At 41.0% G+C, this 15,044-nt stretch carries 14 protein-coding genes and 1 pseudogene; 11 read left to right on the top strand and 4 right to left on the bottom strand.

The window, feature by feature from the left end; all coding sequences use genetic code 11:
• Nucleotides 1–36: 36 nt before the first annotated feature.
• The 3 genes from gatB to gatC are packed head-to-tail and all read right to left on the bottom strand — an operon-like array spanning nucleotide 37 to nucleotide 3,247.
• Nucleotides 37–1,479, bottom strand: coding sequence for an Asp-tRNA(Asn)/Glu-tRNA(Gln) amidotransferase subunit GatB (gatB, locus tag SP4011_RS09445; protein ID WP_338619017.1), 1,443 nt, complete (start codon nucleotides 1,477–1,479; stop codon nucleotides 37–39).
• Nucleotides 1,479–2,945 (bottom strand): Asp-tRNA(Asn)/Glu-tRNA(Gln) amidotransferase subunit GatA, encoded by a 1,467-nt coding sequence (gene gatA, locus SP4011_RS09440; RefSeq protein WP_338619016.1) that lies wholly within the window; start codon nucleotides 2,943–2,945, stop codon nucleotides 1,479–1,481. The genes gatB and gatA overlap by 1 nt, the downstream gene beginning before the upstream one ends.
• On the bottom strand, nucleotides 2,945–3,247 hold the full coding sequence (gene gatC, locus SP4011_RS09435) for an Asp-tRNA(Asn)/Glu-tRNA(Gln) amidotransferase subunit GatC (RefSeq protein WP_000705419.1): 303 nt from the start codon (nucleotides 3,245–3,247) through the stop codon (nucleotides 2,945–2,947). The genes gatA and gatC overlap by 1 nt, the downstream gene beginning before the upstream one ends.
• Nucleotides 3,248–3,460: 213 nt before the next feature.
• Here gatC and SP4011_RS09430 point away from each other — a divergent pair, with 213 nt between their 5' ends.
• Nucleotides 3,461–5,005, top strand: coding sequence for a peptide chain release factor 3 (locus SP4011_RS09430; protein WP_338619013.1), 1,545 nt, complete (start codon nucleotides 3,461–3,463; stop codon nucleotides 5,003–5,005).
• A 500-nt stretch (nucleotides 5,006–5,505) separates the two neighbouring features.
• Nucleotides 5,506–5,781, top strand: coding sequence for a glycosyltransferase (locus SP4011_RS09425; RefSeq protein WP_338619010.1), 276 nt, complete (start codon nucleotides 5,506–5,508; stop codon nucleotides 5,779–5,781).
• 130 nt (nucleotides 5,782–5,911) lie between these two features.
• Here the strand turns inward: SP4011_RS09425 and SP4011_RS09420 are convergent.
• Nucleotides 5,912–6,071 (bottom strand): annotated as a pseudogene (locus SP4011_RS09420) (ISNCY family transposase); the annotation flags it as partial.
• A 205-nt stretch (nucleotides 6,072–6,276) separates the two neighbouring features.
• On the opposite strand from SP4011_RS09420, the gene rpmB reads away from it, so the two are divergent.
• From rpmB to SP4011_RS09375, 9 genes are all read left to right on the top strand, one after another.
• Nucleotides 6,277–6,465 carry a 50S ribosomal protein L28 gene (gene rpmB / locus SP4011_RS09415; RefSeq protein ID WP_001140948.1) on the top strand — a complete coding sequence of 63 codons (189 nt, stop codon included), beginning with the start codon at nucleotides 6,277–6,279 and terminating at the stop codon, nucleotides 6,463–6,465.
• Between the two features lie 155 nt (nucleotides 6,466–6,620).
• Nucleotides 6,621–6,986, top strand: a complete 366-nt coding sequence (locus SP4011_RS09410) for an Asp23/Gls24 family envelope stress response protein (RefSeq protein WP_000216437.1) — start codon at nucleotides 6,621–6,623, stop codon at nucleotides 6,984–6,986.
• A gap of 2 nt (nucleotides 6,987–6,988) precedes the next feature.
• Complete coding sequence (locus tag SP4011_RS09405; RefSeq protein WP_338618999.1) at nucleotides 6,989–8,656, top strand: DAK2 domain-containing protein; 1,668 nt, start codon at nucleotides 6,989–6,991, stop codon at nucleotides 8,654–8,656.
• 200 nt (nucleotides 8,657–8,856) lie between these two features.
• Nucleotides 8,857–10,557, top strand: a complete 1,701-nt coding sequence (locus tag SP4011_RS09400) for an acetolactate synthase large subunit (RefSeq protein ID WP_338618996.1) — start codon at nucleotides 8,857–8,859, stop codon at nucleotides 10,555–10,557.
• The gene (gene ilvN / locus SP4011_RS09395; protein ID WP_001253803.1) at nucleotides 10,550–11,026 is read left to right on the top strand and encodes an acetolactate synthase small subunit; all 477 of its coding nucleotides are present in this window, start codon (nucleotides 10,550–10,552) and stop codon (nucleotides 11,024–11,026) included. The genes SP4011_RS09400 and ilvN overlap by 8 nt, the downstream gene beginning before the upstream one ends.
• Nucleotides 11,027–11,195: 169 nt before the next feature.
• Nucleotides 11,196–12,218 (top strand): ketol-acid reductoisomerase, encoded by a 1,023-nt coding sequence (gene ilvC, locus SP4011_RS09390; RefSeq protein ID WP_000290683.1) that lies wholly within the window; start codon nucleotides 11,196–11,198, stop codon nucleotides 12,216–12,218.
• A gap of 83 nt (nucleotides 12,219–12,301) precedes the next feature.
• Complete coding sequence (locus SP4011_RS09385; protein ID WP_001027897.1) at nucleotides 12,302–12,658, top strand: hypothetical protein; 357 nt, start codon at nucleotides 12,302–12,304, stop codon at nucleotides 12,656–12,658.
• Nucleotides 12,659–12,708: 50 nt separating this feature from the next.
• Nucleotides 12,709–13,959, top strand: coding sequence for a threonine ammonia-lyase IlvA (gene ilvA, locus SP4011_RS09380; RefSeq protein WP_000952969.1), 1,251 nt, complete (start codon nucleotides 12,709–12,711; stop codon nucleotides 13,957–13,959).
• A gap of 829 nt (nucleotides 13,960–14,788) precedes the next feature.
• Nucleotides 14,789–15,004, top strand: a complete 216-nt coding sequence (locus SP4011_RS09375; protein WP_001130036.1) for a hypothetical protein — start codon at nucleotides 14,789–14,791, stop codon at nucleotides 15,002–15,004.
• Nucleotides 15,005–15,044: the final 40 nt, after the last annotated feature.

Raw genomic sequence — 15,044 nt, 5'->3', positions numbered from 1 at the left:
GAAAAAACCAACCTCAGGGCTGGTTTCTTTTACATATTAATCTTCTTTCAACTTCGCTAATTCTTGTGCAAGAAGTTTAAGGGCGACTTGTGGGTTAGCTTGGCCTTTGGTTGCTTTCATAAGGAATCCTGTAAAGGCCTTATCTGCGTTACGTTTGCCTGACTTGAAGTCGGCAACTGCGGCTTCATTATCCGCAAAGACTTGGTGGATAATTGGAATCAAGACAGCTGGATCTGAGATTTGAACCATGCCAGCTTTTTCCACGTATTCACGCGCGCCACCGCCATTTTTAGCCAGGTGGACAAAGACTTGCTTGGCAATCTTAGAAGAGATAGTACCGTCTTCGATGATGGCAATCATTTCAACCAAGTTTTCTGGTGTCAATTCGATTTGTTCCAGTGTCTTGCCTTCTGCGTTCAAGAACTGAGCGACTTCCCCTTGGAGCCAGTTAGAGACTTGCTTGGCATCACCACCAAGAGCAACAGCTTTCTCAAAGAAGTCAGATGTAACTTTGTTTGCAGTCAACTGGCTAGCATCGTAGTCTGACAAACCAAGGTCAGATACGTAGTGTGCACGGCGTTCCTTTGGAAACTCTGGTAATTCAGTACGCATTTCCTCAATCCACTCGTCTGAGATTTCAAAGAGAGGTAGGTCTGGTTCTGGGAAGTAGCGGTAGTCAGCAGCGCCTTCCTTGACACGCATGAGGATGGTTGCCTTGTTAGCTTCATCGTAACGGCGTGTTTCTTGGCGGATTTGACCACCTGAGCGAAGGATTTCAGCTTGACGTTGAACCTCGTATTCAAGACCTTTGCGAACGTTTGAGAAGGAGTTGAGGTTCTTCAACTCAGTCTTGGTACCGAATTTTTCTTGACCATAAGGACGAAGAGAAATATTGGCATCCACACGCATAGAACCTTCTTCCATCTTAACGTCAGAAATGCCAGCGTACTGGATAACTTCCTTGAGGGCGGTTAGGTAAGCATAGGCTTCTTCTGGCGAACGCATATCGGCTTCAGATACAATCTCAATCAAAGGTACCCCTTGGCGGTTAAGGTCAACGTAAGAGTAGCCGTCTGTACCGTGGGTGTTTTTACCAGCGTCTTCTTCTAGGTGGGCACGTTCGATACCGATTTTCTTAGTCGTACCGTCTTCTAGCTCGACTTCAATCCAACCATTATAACCGATTGGCTCATCAAACTGAGAAATTTGGTAGGCTTTTGGATTATCAGGGTAGAAGTAGTTCTTGCGGTCAAAGTGCATCTTTTTGTGGATGTCCATATTGAGGGCAAGAGCAGCCTTGATACCGGCATCAACAACACCTTTATTGAGGACTGGCAGAACTCCTGGGAAAGACCAGTCAATCACGTTAGTGTTGGCATTTTGGTCATTTCCAAAGTGGGCAGAAGTCGGTGAGAAGATTTTTGAATTGGTGTTTAGCTCTACGTGGACTTCAAGTCCAATGACTGTTTCAAAGTTCATTAGTTGTCACCTCCAAAAATCACGGGTTGTTGTTTGTGGTAGTCTGTTGTCGCCTCAAAAGCAGCAGCAGCTTGGTAAATGGTTTCCTCAGAGTACTTAGGACCAATCAATTGCAGACCGACTGGTAGACCTTGAGAGAATCCAGCTGGAATCGAAATTCCTGGGAGACCAGCTAAGTTGACTGGGATGGTCAAGAGATCAGCCAAGTACATAGCAACTGGATCGTGGTTGAGAGAATCCAAGTCATAAGCAACACTTGGAGCAGTTGGACCCAAAATCAAGTCGTAATCCGCGAAGACTTTTTCGAAATCTTGAATGATGAGGGTGCGAACTTGACCAGCCTTCTTGTAGTAAGCATCGTAGTAACCTGATGAAAGGCTGAAAGTACCTAGCATGATACGGCGCTTCACTTCTTCACCAAAACCTTGGCTACGGCTGTTTACATAGATTTCATCAAGGTTGGTTGCATCTTCTGCGCGGTAGCCATAACGGATACCGTCAAAACGTTGCAAGTTTGATGAAGCTTCTGATGAAGCGATGATGTAGTAAACGGCAACACCGTATTTAGAGTGAGGCAGGCTGACTTCTTCGACGATAGCGCCAAGTTTTTCAAAGTGTTTAGCTGCATTTAGAATGGCTTCCTTAACTTCTGGGTCAATCCCTTCGCCAAGATATTCCTTAGGCAAAGCGATTCTCATGCCCTTGATGTCTTGGCCGATTTTTGAAGTAAAGTCGGCAATGCGGACAGGGGCAGAGGTAGAGTCTTTAGCATCTTCGCTGGCAATAGCGTTGAGCAAGAGGGCGTTTTCCTTAACAGTTGGTGCGAAAGGTCCGATTTGATCTAATGAGCTACCGAAGGCAATGAGACCGAAACGAGAAACTGTTCCGTAGGTTGGTTTGAGACCAACAATCCCGTTGAAGGCAGCAGGTTGGCGGATGGAACCACCAGTATCAGAACCAAGTGACAAGCGGACTTGTCCTGAGGCTACAGCTGCGGCTGAACCACTTGATGAGCCACCAGGAACTTTGCTGTGGTCCCATGCATTTTTAGTAGCGCCATAGTGAGAAGTTTCACCTGATCCACCCATGGCAAATTCGTCCATGTTAGTTTTCCCTACGACAATCATGCCTTTAGCTTTTGCATTAGCAACCGCAGTCGCATCAAAGATTGGCTCATAGTTGTAGAGCATTTTTGAGGCAGCAGTTGTGAGAATGCCGTCTGTAGAGATATTATCTTTAACTGCAAGTGGAATTCCTGAAAGGACATTGTCAGTGTCAATTCCAGCTTCATCAATAGCTTTAGCTTGAGCAAGGGCTTGCTCCTCAGCGATGGTAACAAAAGCGTTAATAGCTGTCTCGCGAGATTGGATATCTTCAAGCGTAGCTTGTGTCAATTCTGTTGCTGAAATTTCCTTAGAAACAAGGAGATTGTGCAAGTCTTCAATGGTTTTATTGTTAAAAGTCATTAGGCATCTCCTCCATCGTCTAGGATAGCTGGTACCTTGATATAGTAGTTGTCTTTTTCAGGTACGTTTTTAAACAAGCGATCACGATCTGTCCCTTCTTCGGCCACATCAGGTCGGAGAACGGTTTTACGGTCAGCCATGGTTGTAGTAGGTGCGACACCGGTTGTGTCGACTTCGCCTAGCAACTCAACCATGTCAACAATCTTAGACAAGGTAGTCGCAAAGGCAGCGGTTTCTTCTTCAGAGAATCTTAATTTTGAAAGATTGGCAACGTGTGTTACCTCTTCTTGCGTAATTTTCATCTTGCATCCTTTCGTGAAATGATGATTTTTAGTCTGTTCTATTTTACCATATTTTCCTATAAATAAGGGAGGGGGAACTGAAAAGAAATAGAAATTGAAAAAAATGCTAAAATCCGATATAATGGAGTGTTGAAAGGAATGGTACAATCCAATGTAGAAATCATTCTTAGCTATATGAAACAAGAAAAATAGAGAATCAAAGAAAGAGAACTTATGAATATTCAAGAAGAAATTAAGAAACGTCGTACCTTTGCCATCATCTCTCACCCGGACGCGGGGAAAACAACCATCACTGAGCAACTGCTCTACTTTGGGGGCGAGATTCGTGAGGCTGGTACGGTAAAAGGGAAGAAAACAGGGACTTTTGCCAAGTCTGACTGGATGGATATCGAGAAGCAACGTGGGATTTCGGTGACCTCATCTGTGATGCAGTTTGACTACGATGGTAAGCGCGTGAATATCCTCGACACCCCAGGGCATGAGGACTTCTCAGAAGATACCTATCGTACCTTGATGGCGGTGGATGCTGCGGTCATGGTGGTGGATTCTGCCAAGGGTATCGAGGCGCAAACCAAGAAATTGTTTGAGGTTGTGAAACATCGTGGCATTCCAGTCTTTACCTTTATGAACAAGCTGGACCGTGACGGTCGTGAGCCTTTGGATCTCTTGCAAGAATTGGAAGAAATCTTGGGCATTGCTAGCTACCCTATGAACTGGCCTATCGGGATGGGGAAAGCCTTTGAGGGCTTGTATGACCTCTATAACCAACGTTTAGAACTTTATAAAGGGGATGAGCGTTTTGCTAGCCTAGACGATGGGGACAAACTTTTTGGTAGCAATCCTTTCTACGAGCAAGTCAAGGATGATATTGAGCTTTTAAATGAAGCTGGGAATGAGTTTTCAGAGGAAGCTATTCTGGCTGGAGAATTGACACCTGTCTTCTTCGGTTCAGCCCTTACTAACTTTGGTGTGCAGACCTTCCTTGAAACCTTCCTCAAGTTTGCTCCAGAACCACATGGTCATAAGAAAACAGACGGCGAAATTGTGGATCCTTACGACAAGGATTTCTCAGGATTTGTCTTTAAAATCCAAGCCAACATGGACCCTCGTCACCGTGACCGTATTGCCTTTGTCCGTATCGTATCAGGTGAATTTGAGCGTGGCATGAGTGTCAATCTTCCTCGTACTGGTAAGGGCGCCAAGCTGTCTAATGTTACTCAGTTTATGGCTGAAAGTCGTGAGAATGTGACCAATGCCGTGGCAGGTGATATTATCGGGGTTTACGATACAGGCACTTATCAGGTTGGGGATACCTTGACAGTTGGGAAAAACAAATTTGAATTTGAACCACTGCCAACCTTTACCCCTGAAATTTTCATGAAAGTTTCTGCGAAGAATGTCATGAAGCAAAAATCCTTCCACAAGGGTATTGAGCAATTGGTGCAAGAGGGGGCGATTCAGCTCTATAAGAATTACCAAACAGGCGAGTACATGCTAGGGGCTGTCGGTCAGCTCCAGTTTGAAGTCTTTAAGCACCGTATGGAAGGAGAGTACAATGCAGAAGTGGTCATGAGCCCAATGGGTAAAAAGACCGTTCGTTGGATTAAGCCTGAGGACTTGGATGAACGGATGTCATCAAGTCGCAATATCTTGGCCAAAGACCGCTTTGATCAACCAGTCTTCCTCTTTGAAAATGACTTTGCTCTCCGTTGGTTTGCGGACAAGTATCCAGATGTAGAGTTGGAAGAAAAAATGTGACTCAGTACCAACAATTGGAACTAAAGTTCCTAATTGTTGGACGCTAGTCGCTATTTGGCGAACTAGCTACCTGCCTCACTAACTGAGTTTTACAAATGGAATCGATTTGTAAAACTCCGTGTCGTAGTTCAGTAAATTTATTTGATTGTGTAACAATCTAAGTAACTAACGCCAAGTTTCTATGGAACTTGGCTAGGCGCTCCACTAGTAAAGTTTTTCGAATAATATCGATTCGTAAAACTTTACGTCGTAACTGGTAGTGAGCGGTCTAGCTACCTGCCTCACTAACTACGTTTGGCAAATAGAATTGATTTGCAAAACTCCGTGTCGTAATGTGAAAATCGTAAACCGTAATGGGACTTCATCTAAAATCTCCACTGGTATAGTTTTACGAACGAATGGGCGAAAATAATGCTTACGTAGAAACATATGATGGGAATAAAAAGAAATGAGATAAAGAGTGAAAGAAGAGAAAAAAGCGATTGTCTTAGGCGCAGGTAATGCTCAGTATGAATAAAGTTGAAACAACAATAAAATCCCTGTGTGTTCATTATGATAATCGGAAGTTTTATATTTTTAATGATGATCTTCCGATTGACAGTAGTATTCTGAAAGATTATCGTTTACCCTTTGAGGGACTTTCTTACGCTACCTTATTTAGGTATTTTATCCCTAAGTATGTAAGTGAGGTTTGTGTACTGTATTTAGACTTGGATATTATCGTAAGAAAACCGATAGATGAGCTGTGGTACTTAGACTTAACAGGTATCTCTTGAGTAGTAGTTAGAGATGATTTTTATACACCTATTTTCAATGTTGTTTTTTGTTAATCAACAATGACATGTGAGGAGCAGAAAATGTCACGTAAAATCTGATTTAAGACACAAATAAAAAATCTTCCAATTCTCTGTTTCCGTGTCTGAAGGCTTCTTTTCCTTTCTGTTGATAGGCTAGTAGCAGACGATTGAGTTGTCTTTCAGAAAGATTAAGTTCGACACAGGCTAGTTTCTTTGTTTTTTCTTTGGGCTATAGCTTTTATCACAAGATATTTTTTCATTTCATTCATATTTAGCTGGATCCTTTTCATATGACTATTCTACCAAATGGGACATTTTCACGTTCGATTTACTAAAGACATGATCACATTCGAATCACAAATAAATAAAAAAATCTTCCAATTCCCTTGCAAAAATGAAGAAAGTGTGATAACATAGTACGGTATGTGGTGCTAGCACATCCGCTATATTAGATCTAATAGGAGGAAAACACAAATGGCTAAAGTATGTTACTTTACAGGTCGTAAGACTGTATCAGGAAACAACCGTTCACACGCGATGAACCAAACAAAACGTGCCGTAAAACCAAACCTTCAAAAAGTTACTGTTCTTATCGATGGTAAACCTAAAAAAGTTTGGGCTTCAGCTCGTGCTTTGAAATCAGGTAAAGTTGAACGCGTTTAATAATAGAAGTAAGGAGACCTTAGGGTCTTTTTTCTTTTACTGTAGATATAAAATCATTTGAAAAATAGAGTAAATATCCGCTGATACAGTATTCTGCTTTTACACTTGGGCTGAAATATGATAAAATAGAGTATCAACTAGTTGAGGTAAAAAGGATGACTGTAAAAATTAATACAAAAGATGGTCAAATCGAACTAACAGATGAAGTGATTGCAACCGTCGTAGGTGGAGCAGCAACTGAGATTTTTGGTGTGGTCGGTATGGCTAGTAAAAATGCCCTCAAAGATAATTTCCAAGCCCTTCTAGGTAAGGAAAATTATTCCAAAGGTGTCGTCGTAAAGGCGGCCGAAGATGGCAGTATTGCAGTTGATGTATATACCGTGTTGAGCTACGGAACAAAGATTAGCGAAGTGTCAAAAAACATTCAAGAGCGTGTTCGTTTTAGTTTGGAAAACCAACTTGGAATTACTGCTCAGACTGTAAATGTCTACATTCAAAATATCAAAGTTGTAGGAGAATAACCGTGTCAAAAATTACTACTAGCTTATTTCAAGAAATGGTGCAGGCTGCATCAACTCGCTTGAATAAGCAAGCTGAATATGTCAATTCATTAAACGTCTTCCCAGTTCCAGATGGAGATACTGGTACAAATATGGGAATGACCATTGAAAATGGAGCTAAAGAAGTTGCAGACAAGCCAGCTTCTACTGTTGGAGAGGTAGCGAGTATTCTTGCTAAAGGTCTTTTGATGGGCGCGCGTGGGAACTCAGGAGTTATTACGTCTCAGCTTTTCCGTGGATTTTCACAAGCCATCAAGGATAAGGATGAGTTAACAGGTCAAGACTTGGCTCTTGCCTTCCAATCAGGTGTGGAAGTTGCCTACAAGGCAGTGATGAAGCCAGTTGAAGGAACGATTTTGACAGTTTCTCGTGGGGCTGCTATCGGTGCTAAGAAAAAGGCTGAGCAAACAGATGACGCTGTTGAAGTCATGCGCGCAGCCTTGGAAGGTGCTAAAACAGCTCTAGCTAAAACACCGGACATGCTTCCAGTCTTGAAGGAAGTTGGTGTTGTGGACTCAGGTGGTCAAGGATTGGTCTTTATCTACGAAGGTTTCCTTTCAGCCCTTACTGGCGAATATATTGCATCTGAGGACTTTGTAGCCACTCCTGCTAATATGAGTGAAATGATCAATGCGGAGCACCACAAGTCTGTAGCTGGTCATGTAGCGACTGAGGACATTACCTTTGGTTATTGTACTGAAATCATGGTAGCTCTTAAGCAAGGTCCAACCTATGCTAAAGATTTTGACTACGAAGAATTCCGTAACTACTTGAACGAGCTTGGAGACTCTCTCCTCGTTGTCAACGATGATGAAATTGTCAAAGTCCACGTCCATACAGAAGATCCAGGACTTGTTATGCAAGAAGGTCTCAAATATGGTAGCTTGGTCAAGGTAAAAGTTGACAATATGCGTAACCAACACGAAGCACAGGTTGAGAAAGAAGCTACTAAAGTTAGCAAGCCTGCTGAAGAAAAAGAGTATGCTTTGATTGCTGTAGTAGCTGGTAAAGGTCTAGCAGATATCTTCCGTTCTCAAGGTGTGGATTATGTTATCGAAGGTGGTCAAACCATGAACCCTTCAACAGAAGACTTTATCAAGGCTGTTGAACAGGTCAACGCTCGTAATATTATCTTCCTGCCAAACAACAAAAATATCTTCATGGCAGCTCAATCTGCAGCAGAAGTTTTGGAACAACCAGCAGTAGTGGTGGAAGCTCGTACTTTGCCACAAGGTTTGACAAGTCTTCTTGCCTTTGATCCAAGCAAGTCTATCGAAGAAAACCAAGAGCGTATGACTGCTGCTCTTAGCGATGTCGTTAGCGGAAGCGTCACAACAGCTGTTCGTGATACAACCATTGATGGTTTAGAAATCCATGAAAACGATAATCTTGGTATGGTTGATGGGAAAATCCTCGTGTCAAACCCTGATATGCACCAAACCTTGACTGAAACCTTGAAACATATGTTGGATGAAGATAGTGAAATCGTAACCTTCTATGTCGGTGAAGACGGAAGCGAAGAACTTGCCAATGAAATTGCTCAAGAAATCGCAGAAGAATTCGAAGACGTTGAAGTTGAGATTCACCAAGGCCAACAACCTGTTTACCCATACCTATTTAGTGTAGAATAAGATTAATAAAGGACTGAGAAATCAGTTCTTTTTTCTTTTTTAGTAAATGAAATCGGTATCTTTTTAATAAAAACAAAAATAACATTCATAAATAAACGTTAAAATAGAAAATTCAGAAAATTTCTTCTTTTGTCTTGAAAAATTTTGAAAAAGTGGTATGATAGTAACAAGTTATTTTTAAGAGGAAAGAAAGGGGAACAATGGAGAAAATCAGTTTAGAATCTCCTAAGACGGGGTCGGACCTAGTTTTGGAAACACTTCGTGATTTAGGAATTGATACCATCTTTGGCTATCCTGGTGGTGCAGTCTTGCCTTTTTATGATGCGATATATAATTTTAAAGGCATTCGCCACATTCTAGGACGCCATGAGCAAGGTTGTCTGCATGAAGCTGAAGGTTATGCCAAATCAACTGGAAAGTTGGGTGTTGCCGTCGTCACTAGCGGACCGGGAGCAACAAATGCCATTACAGGGATTGCAGATGCCATGAGCGATAGCGTTCCCCTTTTGGTCTTTACAGGTCAGGTGGCGCGAGCAGGTATTGGGAAGGATGCCTTTCAGGAGGCAGACATCGTGGGAATTACCATGCCAATCACTAAGTACAATTACCAAGTTCGTGAGACAGCTGATATTCCGCGTATCATTACGGAAGCTGTCCATATCGCAACTACAGGTCGACCAGGCCCAGTGGTCATTGACCTACCTAAAGACGTATCTGCTTTAGAAACAGACTTCATCTATTCACCAGAAGTGAACCTACCAAGCTATCAGCCGACTCTTGAGCCAAATGATATGCAAATCAAGAAAATCTTGAAGCAATTGTCCAAGGCTAAAAAGCCAGTCTTGCTAGCTGGTGGTGGAATTAGTTATGCTGAAGCGGCTGCAGAATTAAATGAATTTGCAGAACGCTATCAAATTCCAGTGGTAACCAGCCTTTTGGGTCAAGGAACAATTGCAACGAGTCATCCACTCTTCCTTGGAATGGGGGGGATGCACGGTTCTTTCGCAGCGAATATTGCCATGACAGAGACGGACTTTATGATTAGTATTGGCTCTCGTTTTGATGACCGTTTAACAGGAAATCCAAAGACTTTTGCTAAGAATGCTAAGGTTGCCCACATTGATATTGACCCAGCTGAGATCGGCAAGATTATCAGTGCAGATATTCCTGTAGTTGGAGATGCTAAGAAGGCCTTGCAAATGTTGTTGGCTGAACCGACAGTTCATAACAATACTGAAAAATGGATTGAGAAAGTTACTAAAGACAAGAACCGTGTTCGTTCTTATGATAAGAAAGAGCGTGTGGTTCAACCGCAAGCTGTTATTGAACGAATTGGTGAATTGACAAATGGAGATGCCATTGTGGTAACAGACGTTGGTCAACACCAAATGTGGACAGCCCAGTATTATCCCTACCAAAACGAACGTCAGTTAGTGACTTCAGGTGGTTTGGGAACGATGGGATTTGGAATTCCAGCAGCAATCGGTGCTAAAATTGCTAACCCAGATAAGGAAGTAGTCTTGTTTGTTGGGGATGGTGGTTTCCAAATGACCAACCAGGAATTGGCTATTTTGAACATTTATAAGGTGCCAATCAAGGTGGTTATGCTGAACAACCACTCACTTGGAATGGTTCGCCAATGGCAGGAATCCTTCTATGAAGGTAGAACATCTGAGTCAGTCTTTGATACTCTTCCCGATTTCCAATTGATGGCACAAGCTTACGGTATTAAAAACTATAAATTTGACAATCCTGAGACCTTAGCTCAAGATCTTGAAGTGATCACTGAGGATATTCCTATGCTAATCGAGGTAGATATTTCTCGTAAGGAACAGGTGTTACCAATGGTACCAGCTGGTAAGAGTAATCATGAGATGTTGGGGGTGAAGTTCCATGCGTAGAATGTTAACAGCAAAACTACAAAATCGATCAGGAGTCCTCAATCGCTTTACCGGTGTCCTGTCTCGTCGTCAGGTTAATATCGAAAGTATCTCTGTTGGAGCAACAGAAGATCCGAATGTATCGCGCATCACCATTATTATTGATGTAGCTTCACATGATGAGGTGGAGCAAATCATTAAGCAACTCAATCGTCAGATTGATGTGATTCGCATTCGAGATATTACAGACAAGCCTCACTTGGAGCGCGAGGTGATTTTGGTTAAGATGTCAGCGCCAGCTGAGAAGCGAGCTGAGATTTTAGCGATTATTCAACCTTTCCGTGCAACGGTGGTAGACGTAGCGCCAAGCTCGATTACCATTCAGATGACAGGAAATGCTGAAAAGAGTGAAGCTCTATTGCGAGTCATTCGACCATACGGTATTCGCAATATTGCTCGAACCGGAGCAACTGGATTTACCCGCGATTAATACTCTTCGAAAATCAAATTCAAACCACGTCAGCTTCGCCTTGCCGTACTCAAGTACAGCCTGCGGCTAGCTTCCTAGTTTGCTCTTTGATTTTCATTGAGTATAAAAAAACTTAATTTTGTTAAACCAGCCTAAAAGGCAATAAATAATAGAAAAGAGAGAAAAAACTATGGCAGTTCAAATGGAATACGAAAAAGATGTTAAAGTAGCAGCACTTGACGGTAAAAAAATCGCCGTTATCGGTTATGGTTCACAAGGACATGCGCATGCTCAAAACTTGCGTGATTCAGGTCGTGACGTTATTATCGGTGTACGTCCAGGTAAATCTTTTGATAAAGCAAAAGAAGATGGATTTGACACTTACACAGTAGCAGAAGCTACTAAATTGGCTGACGTTATCATGATTTTGGCACCAGACGAAATCCAACAAGAACTTTACGAAGCAGAAATCGCTCCAAACTTGGAAGCTGGAAATGCAGTTGGATTTGCTCATGGTTTCAACATTCACTTCGAATTTATCAAAGTTCCTGCGGATGTGGATGTCTTTATGTGTGCTCCTAAAGGACCAGGACACTTGGTACGTCGTACTTATGAAGAAGGATTTGGTGTTCCAGCTCTTTACGCAGTATACCAAGATGCAACAGGAAATGCGAAAAACATTGCTATGGACTGGTGTAAAGGTGTTGGGGCAGCTCGTGTAGGTCTTCTTGAAACAACTTATAAAGAAGAAACTGAAGAAGATTTGTTTGGTGAACAAGCTGTACTTTGTGGTGGTTTGACTGCCCTTATCGAAGCAGGTTTTGAAGTCTTGACAGAAGCAGGTTACGCTCCAGAATTGGCTTACTTTGAAGTTCTTCACGAAATGAAATTGATCGTTGACTTGATCTACGAAGGTGGATTCAAGAAAATGCGTCAATCTATTTCAAACACTGCAGAATACGGTGACTATGTATCAGGTCCACGTGTAATCACTGAACAAGTTAAAGAAAATATGAAAGCTGTCTTGGCAGACATCCAAAATGGTAAATTTGCAAATGACTTTGTCAATGACTACAAAGCTGGACGTCCAAAATTGACTGCTTACCGTGAACAAGCAGCTAACCTTGAAATTGAAAAAGTTGGTGCAGAATTGCGTAAAGCAATGCCTTTCGTTGGTAAAAACGACGATGATGCATTCAAAATCTATAACTAATTAGAAAGCAAAGAATTTTGCTAAAATAGTAGCTTCAGCTATTCGTGGGATATTAGATGTACTTATTTAGGAGTTGAAATCATATGAACATTACCAATTTGTTTTCTATCAAGACAGGATGTGATGAGACTGATAGGCAACTGCAAAAATTATTTTTTCAGTTGGATTTACAATTGGGAGAATTGACAGATCAACTAAGAAAATTAGATTCTAATTTTGTTCCTCGTAGTCAATTTGTAGACACGCTGGATTTGAATGATGTAGAATATAAAGAAATTTTAAACTATTTTATCTTCCATCGTAATGATAGTGAAGAAAGTTTGGCAGAATGGTTATATGATTGGATTTCTACAAATCGTTATGAACTTCCTAAAGAGTTTTCAATTCGTATGGCTCATAAATATCATGAAAGTGTTGCTGAAGTTTTTGGAGATGAATAACTAAAAAAACAGTCATTAGTGACTGTTTTTTATAGAAAAAGAGGTTTTATATGTTAAGTTCAAAAGATATTATCAAGGCTCATAAGGTCTTGAATGGTGTGGTTGTGAATACCCCACTGGATTACGACCATTATTTATCGGAGAAGTATGGTGCTAAGATTTATTTGAAAAAAGAAAATGCCCAGCGTGTTCGTTCCTTTAAAATTCGTGGTGCCTATTATGCTATTTCTCAGCTCAGCAAGGAAGAACGTGAGCGTGGGGTAGTCTGTGCTTCTGCGGGAAATCATGCGCAGGGAGTTGCCTATACTTGTAATGAGATGAAAATTCCTGCTACTATTTTTATGCCCATTACCACTCCGCAACAAAAGATTGGTCAGGTTCGCTTTTTTGGTGGGGATTTTGTAACCATTAAACTAGTTGGAGATACCTTTGATGCCTCAGCCAAAGCAGCTCAAGAATTTACAGTCTCTGAAAATCGTACCTTTATTGCTCCCTTTGATGATACTCATGTCCAAGCGGGTCAAGGAACAGTTGCTTATGAGATTTTAGAAGAAGCTCGAAAAGAATCGATTGACTTTGATGCTGTCTTGGTCCCTGTTGGTGGTGGCGGTCTCATTGCCGGGGTTTCTACCTATATCAAGGAAACAAGTCCAGAAATTGAAGTCATTGGGGTAGAGGCTAATGGAGCGCGTTCCATGAAAGCTGCTTTTGAAGCTGGTGGACCTGTTAAACTCAAAGAAATTGACAAATTTGCGGATGGGATTGCTGTGCAAAAGGTAGGACAGTTGACCTATGAAGCAACGCGTCAACATGTTCAAACTTTGGTAGGTGTCGATGAGGGATTGATTTCTGAAACTTTGATTGACCTCTACTCTAAGCAAGGGATTGTTGCAGAACCTGCTGGAGCAGCTAGTATCGCCTCTTTAGAGGTTTTAGCTGAATATATCAAGGGGAAAACCATTTGTTGTATCATTTCTGGAGGGAATAATGATATCAACCGTATGCCAGAAATGGAAGAGCGTGCCTTGATTTATGATGGGATCAAACATTACTTTGTGGTCAATTTCCCACAGCGTCCAGGAGCTTTGCGTGAGTTTGTAAATGATATCTTGGGGCCAAATGATGATATCACCCGTTTTGAGTATATCAAGCGAGCTAGTAAGGGAACAGGTCCAGTATTGATTGGGATCGCTTTGGCAGATAAGCATGATTATGCAGGCTTAATTCGTCGAATGGAAGGTTTTGATCCAGCTTATATTAACTTAAATGGGAATGAAACGCTCTATAATATGCTTGTCTGAGGACTAATAAAAAAATATCATATTATTTGCACAACTAATGTATAGGTGTTATAATGATAGTGAAGAAAGGGGGCGATTCCTATGGTTTTAGGAAGCTTATCGTGCTATTTCTACTACAACTCACTATAACACCTATTATTTTCGATTCTGTTTATATTAAGGCGGCAGAATTACTTACTATATATAAGGAAATTTTTTGAAATCCCCAATTGTATATATCCCTAATTTGAGATTTCTCTAAATATAATAGGAATCAAAAAAAATAATCAATGTTTGTGAGATGACTGCTAGGTGAGTTGGTCGAAAAACTCGTGAGATAGACAATAGTGCTAGACATGCAATAGCTAGTGATACTGATTTTAAATGACTAGCTGGAAAGTGGGTATGTAATCAGAAGATGCAAGATTGTACAAAGTAAGTAGTACCGGTTGTGAAATGGATAAGATATAGATAAGGACAGGAAAGGAACCAAAGAAGGAGAAAGAAAACGGAATGATTTAGAGATAGTGAGGAGTGAAAGACTATCTTTAGTGGGCTTGTTGATTTAAAAGGAATAGATAGAATGAAATAGTAAATCCTGTCTATCCTATTAAGAAACTGGTATTCAGCATACGTGAATATTTTTACAAATTTAAAGTTTAATAATGCAATTGTTTTTTAGGAGCATACTGATGGGTTATAGTAAGCGGAAAACTATATATTATCGGCTTTAAAAAGGAAGTAAGAAGATTCTGGGTCATTTATTTTATTGAATATATGTTTTTTTATTGACAAAAGTAGTAAAAACGTATACAATTAAGTATTGTAAAGAAGAAAATAGGAGAAAAACATGGCTAAGTCAAACTTTGAAAAAGTAGAATCAGTTGTTGGCTGGGTTCGTGATAAGAAAATCACAGGCTACCGTATCTCTAAGGAAACGAATGCGCGTGAAATGTCTATCATTGCTCTGGCGCAGGGTCGTGCAAAAGTAAAAAATATTTCATTTGAAACAGCCCTAGGCCTAATTGATTTCTATGAAAAAAATCATGAAAAATTTGAAGATTAATCTTTGGATAACGGCGGATTCTTGACCCTCAAGTAGTAGA

This window comes from Streptococcus parapneumoniae (assembly GCF_037076355.1).
GTDB classification, from domain to species: domain Bacteria; phylum Bacillota; class Bacilli; order Lactobacillales; family Streptococcaceae; genus Streptococcus; species Streptococcus parapneumoniae.
The sequence above is the reverse complement of the archived record's forward strand: the minus strand, read 5'-3'. Positions and strand labels throughout refer to the sequence as shown.

Bases quoted from the DNA above. Each gene is read 5' to 3' on its own strand.
- gatB (WP_338619017.1), bottom strand. From the start codon at position 1,479: ATGAACTTTGAAACAGTCATTGGACTTGAAGTCCACGTAGAGCTAAAC.
- gatA (WP_338619016.1), bottom strand. From the start codon at position 2,945: ATGACTTTTAACAATAAAACCATTGAAGACTTGCACAATCTCCTTGTT.
- gatC (WP_000705419.1), bottom strand. From the start codon at position 3,247: ATGAAAATTACGCAAGAAGAGGTAACACACGTTGCCAATCTTTCAAAA.
- SP4011_RS09430 (WP_338619013.1), top strand. From the start codon at position 3,461: ATGAATATTCAAGAAGAAATTAAGAAACGTCGTACCTTTGCCATCATC.
- SP4011_RS09425 (WP_338619010.1), top strand. From the start codon at position 5,506: ATGCTCAGTATGAATAAAGTTGAAACAACAATAAAATCCCTGTGTGTT.
- rpmB (WP_001140948.1), top strand. From the start codon at position 6,277: ATGGCTAAAGTATGTTACTTTACAGGTCGTAAGACTGTATCAGGAAAC.
- SP4011_RS09410 (WP_000216437.1), top strand. From the start codon at position 6,621: ATGACTGTAAAAATTAATACAAAAGATGGTCAAATCGAACTAACAGAT.
- SP4011_RS09400 (WP_338618996.1), top strand. From the start codon at position 8,857: ATGGAGAAAATCAGTTTAGAATCTCCTAAGACGGGGTCGGACCTAGTT.
- ilvN (WP_001253803.1), top strand. From the start codon at position 10,550: ATGCGTAGAATGTTAACAGCAAAACTACAAAATCGATCAGGAGTCCTC.
- ilvC (WP_000290683.1), top strand. From the start codon at position 11,196: ATGGCAGTTCAAATGGAATACGAAAAAGATGTTAAAGTAGCAGCACTT.
- SP4011_RS09385 (WP_001027897.1), top strand. From the start codon at position 12,302: ATGAACATTACCAATTTGTTTTCTATCAAGACAGGATGTGATGAGACT.
- ilvA (WP_000952969.1), top strand. From the start codon at position 12,709: ATGTTAAGTTCAAAAGATATTATCAAGGCTCATAAGGTCTTGAATGGT.
- SP4011_RS09375 (WP_001130036.1), top strand. From the start codon at position 14,789: ATGGCTAAGTCAAACTTTGAAAAAGTAGAATCAGTTGTTGGCTGGGTT.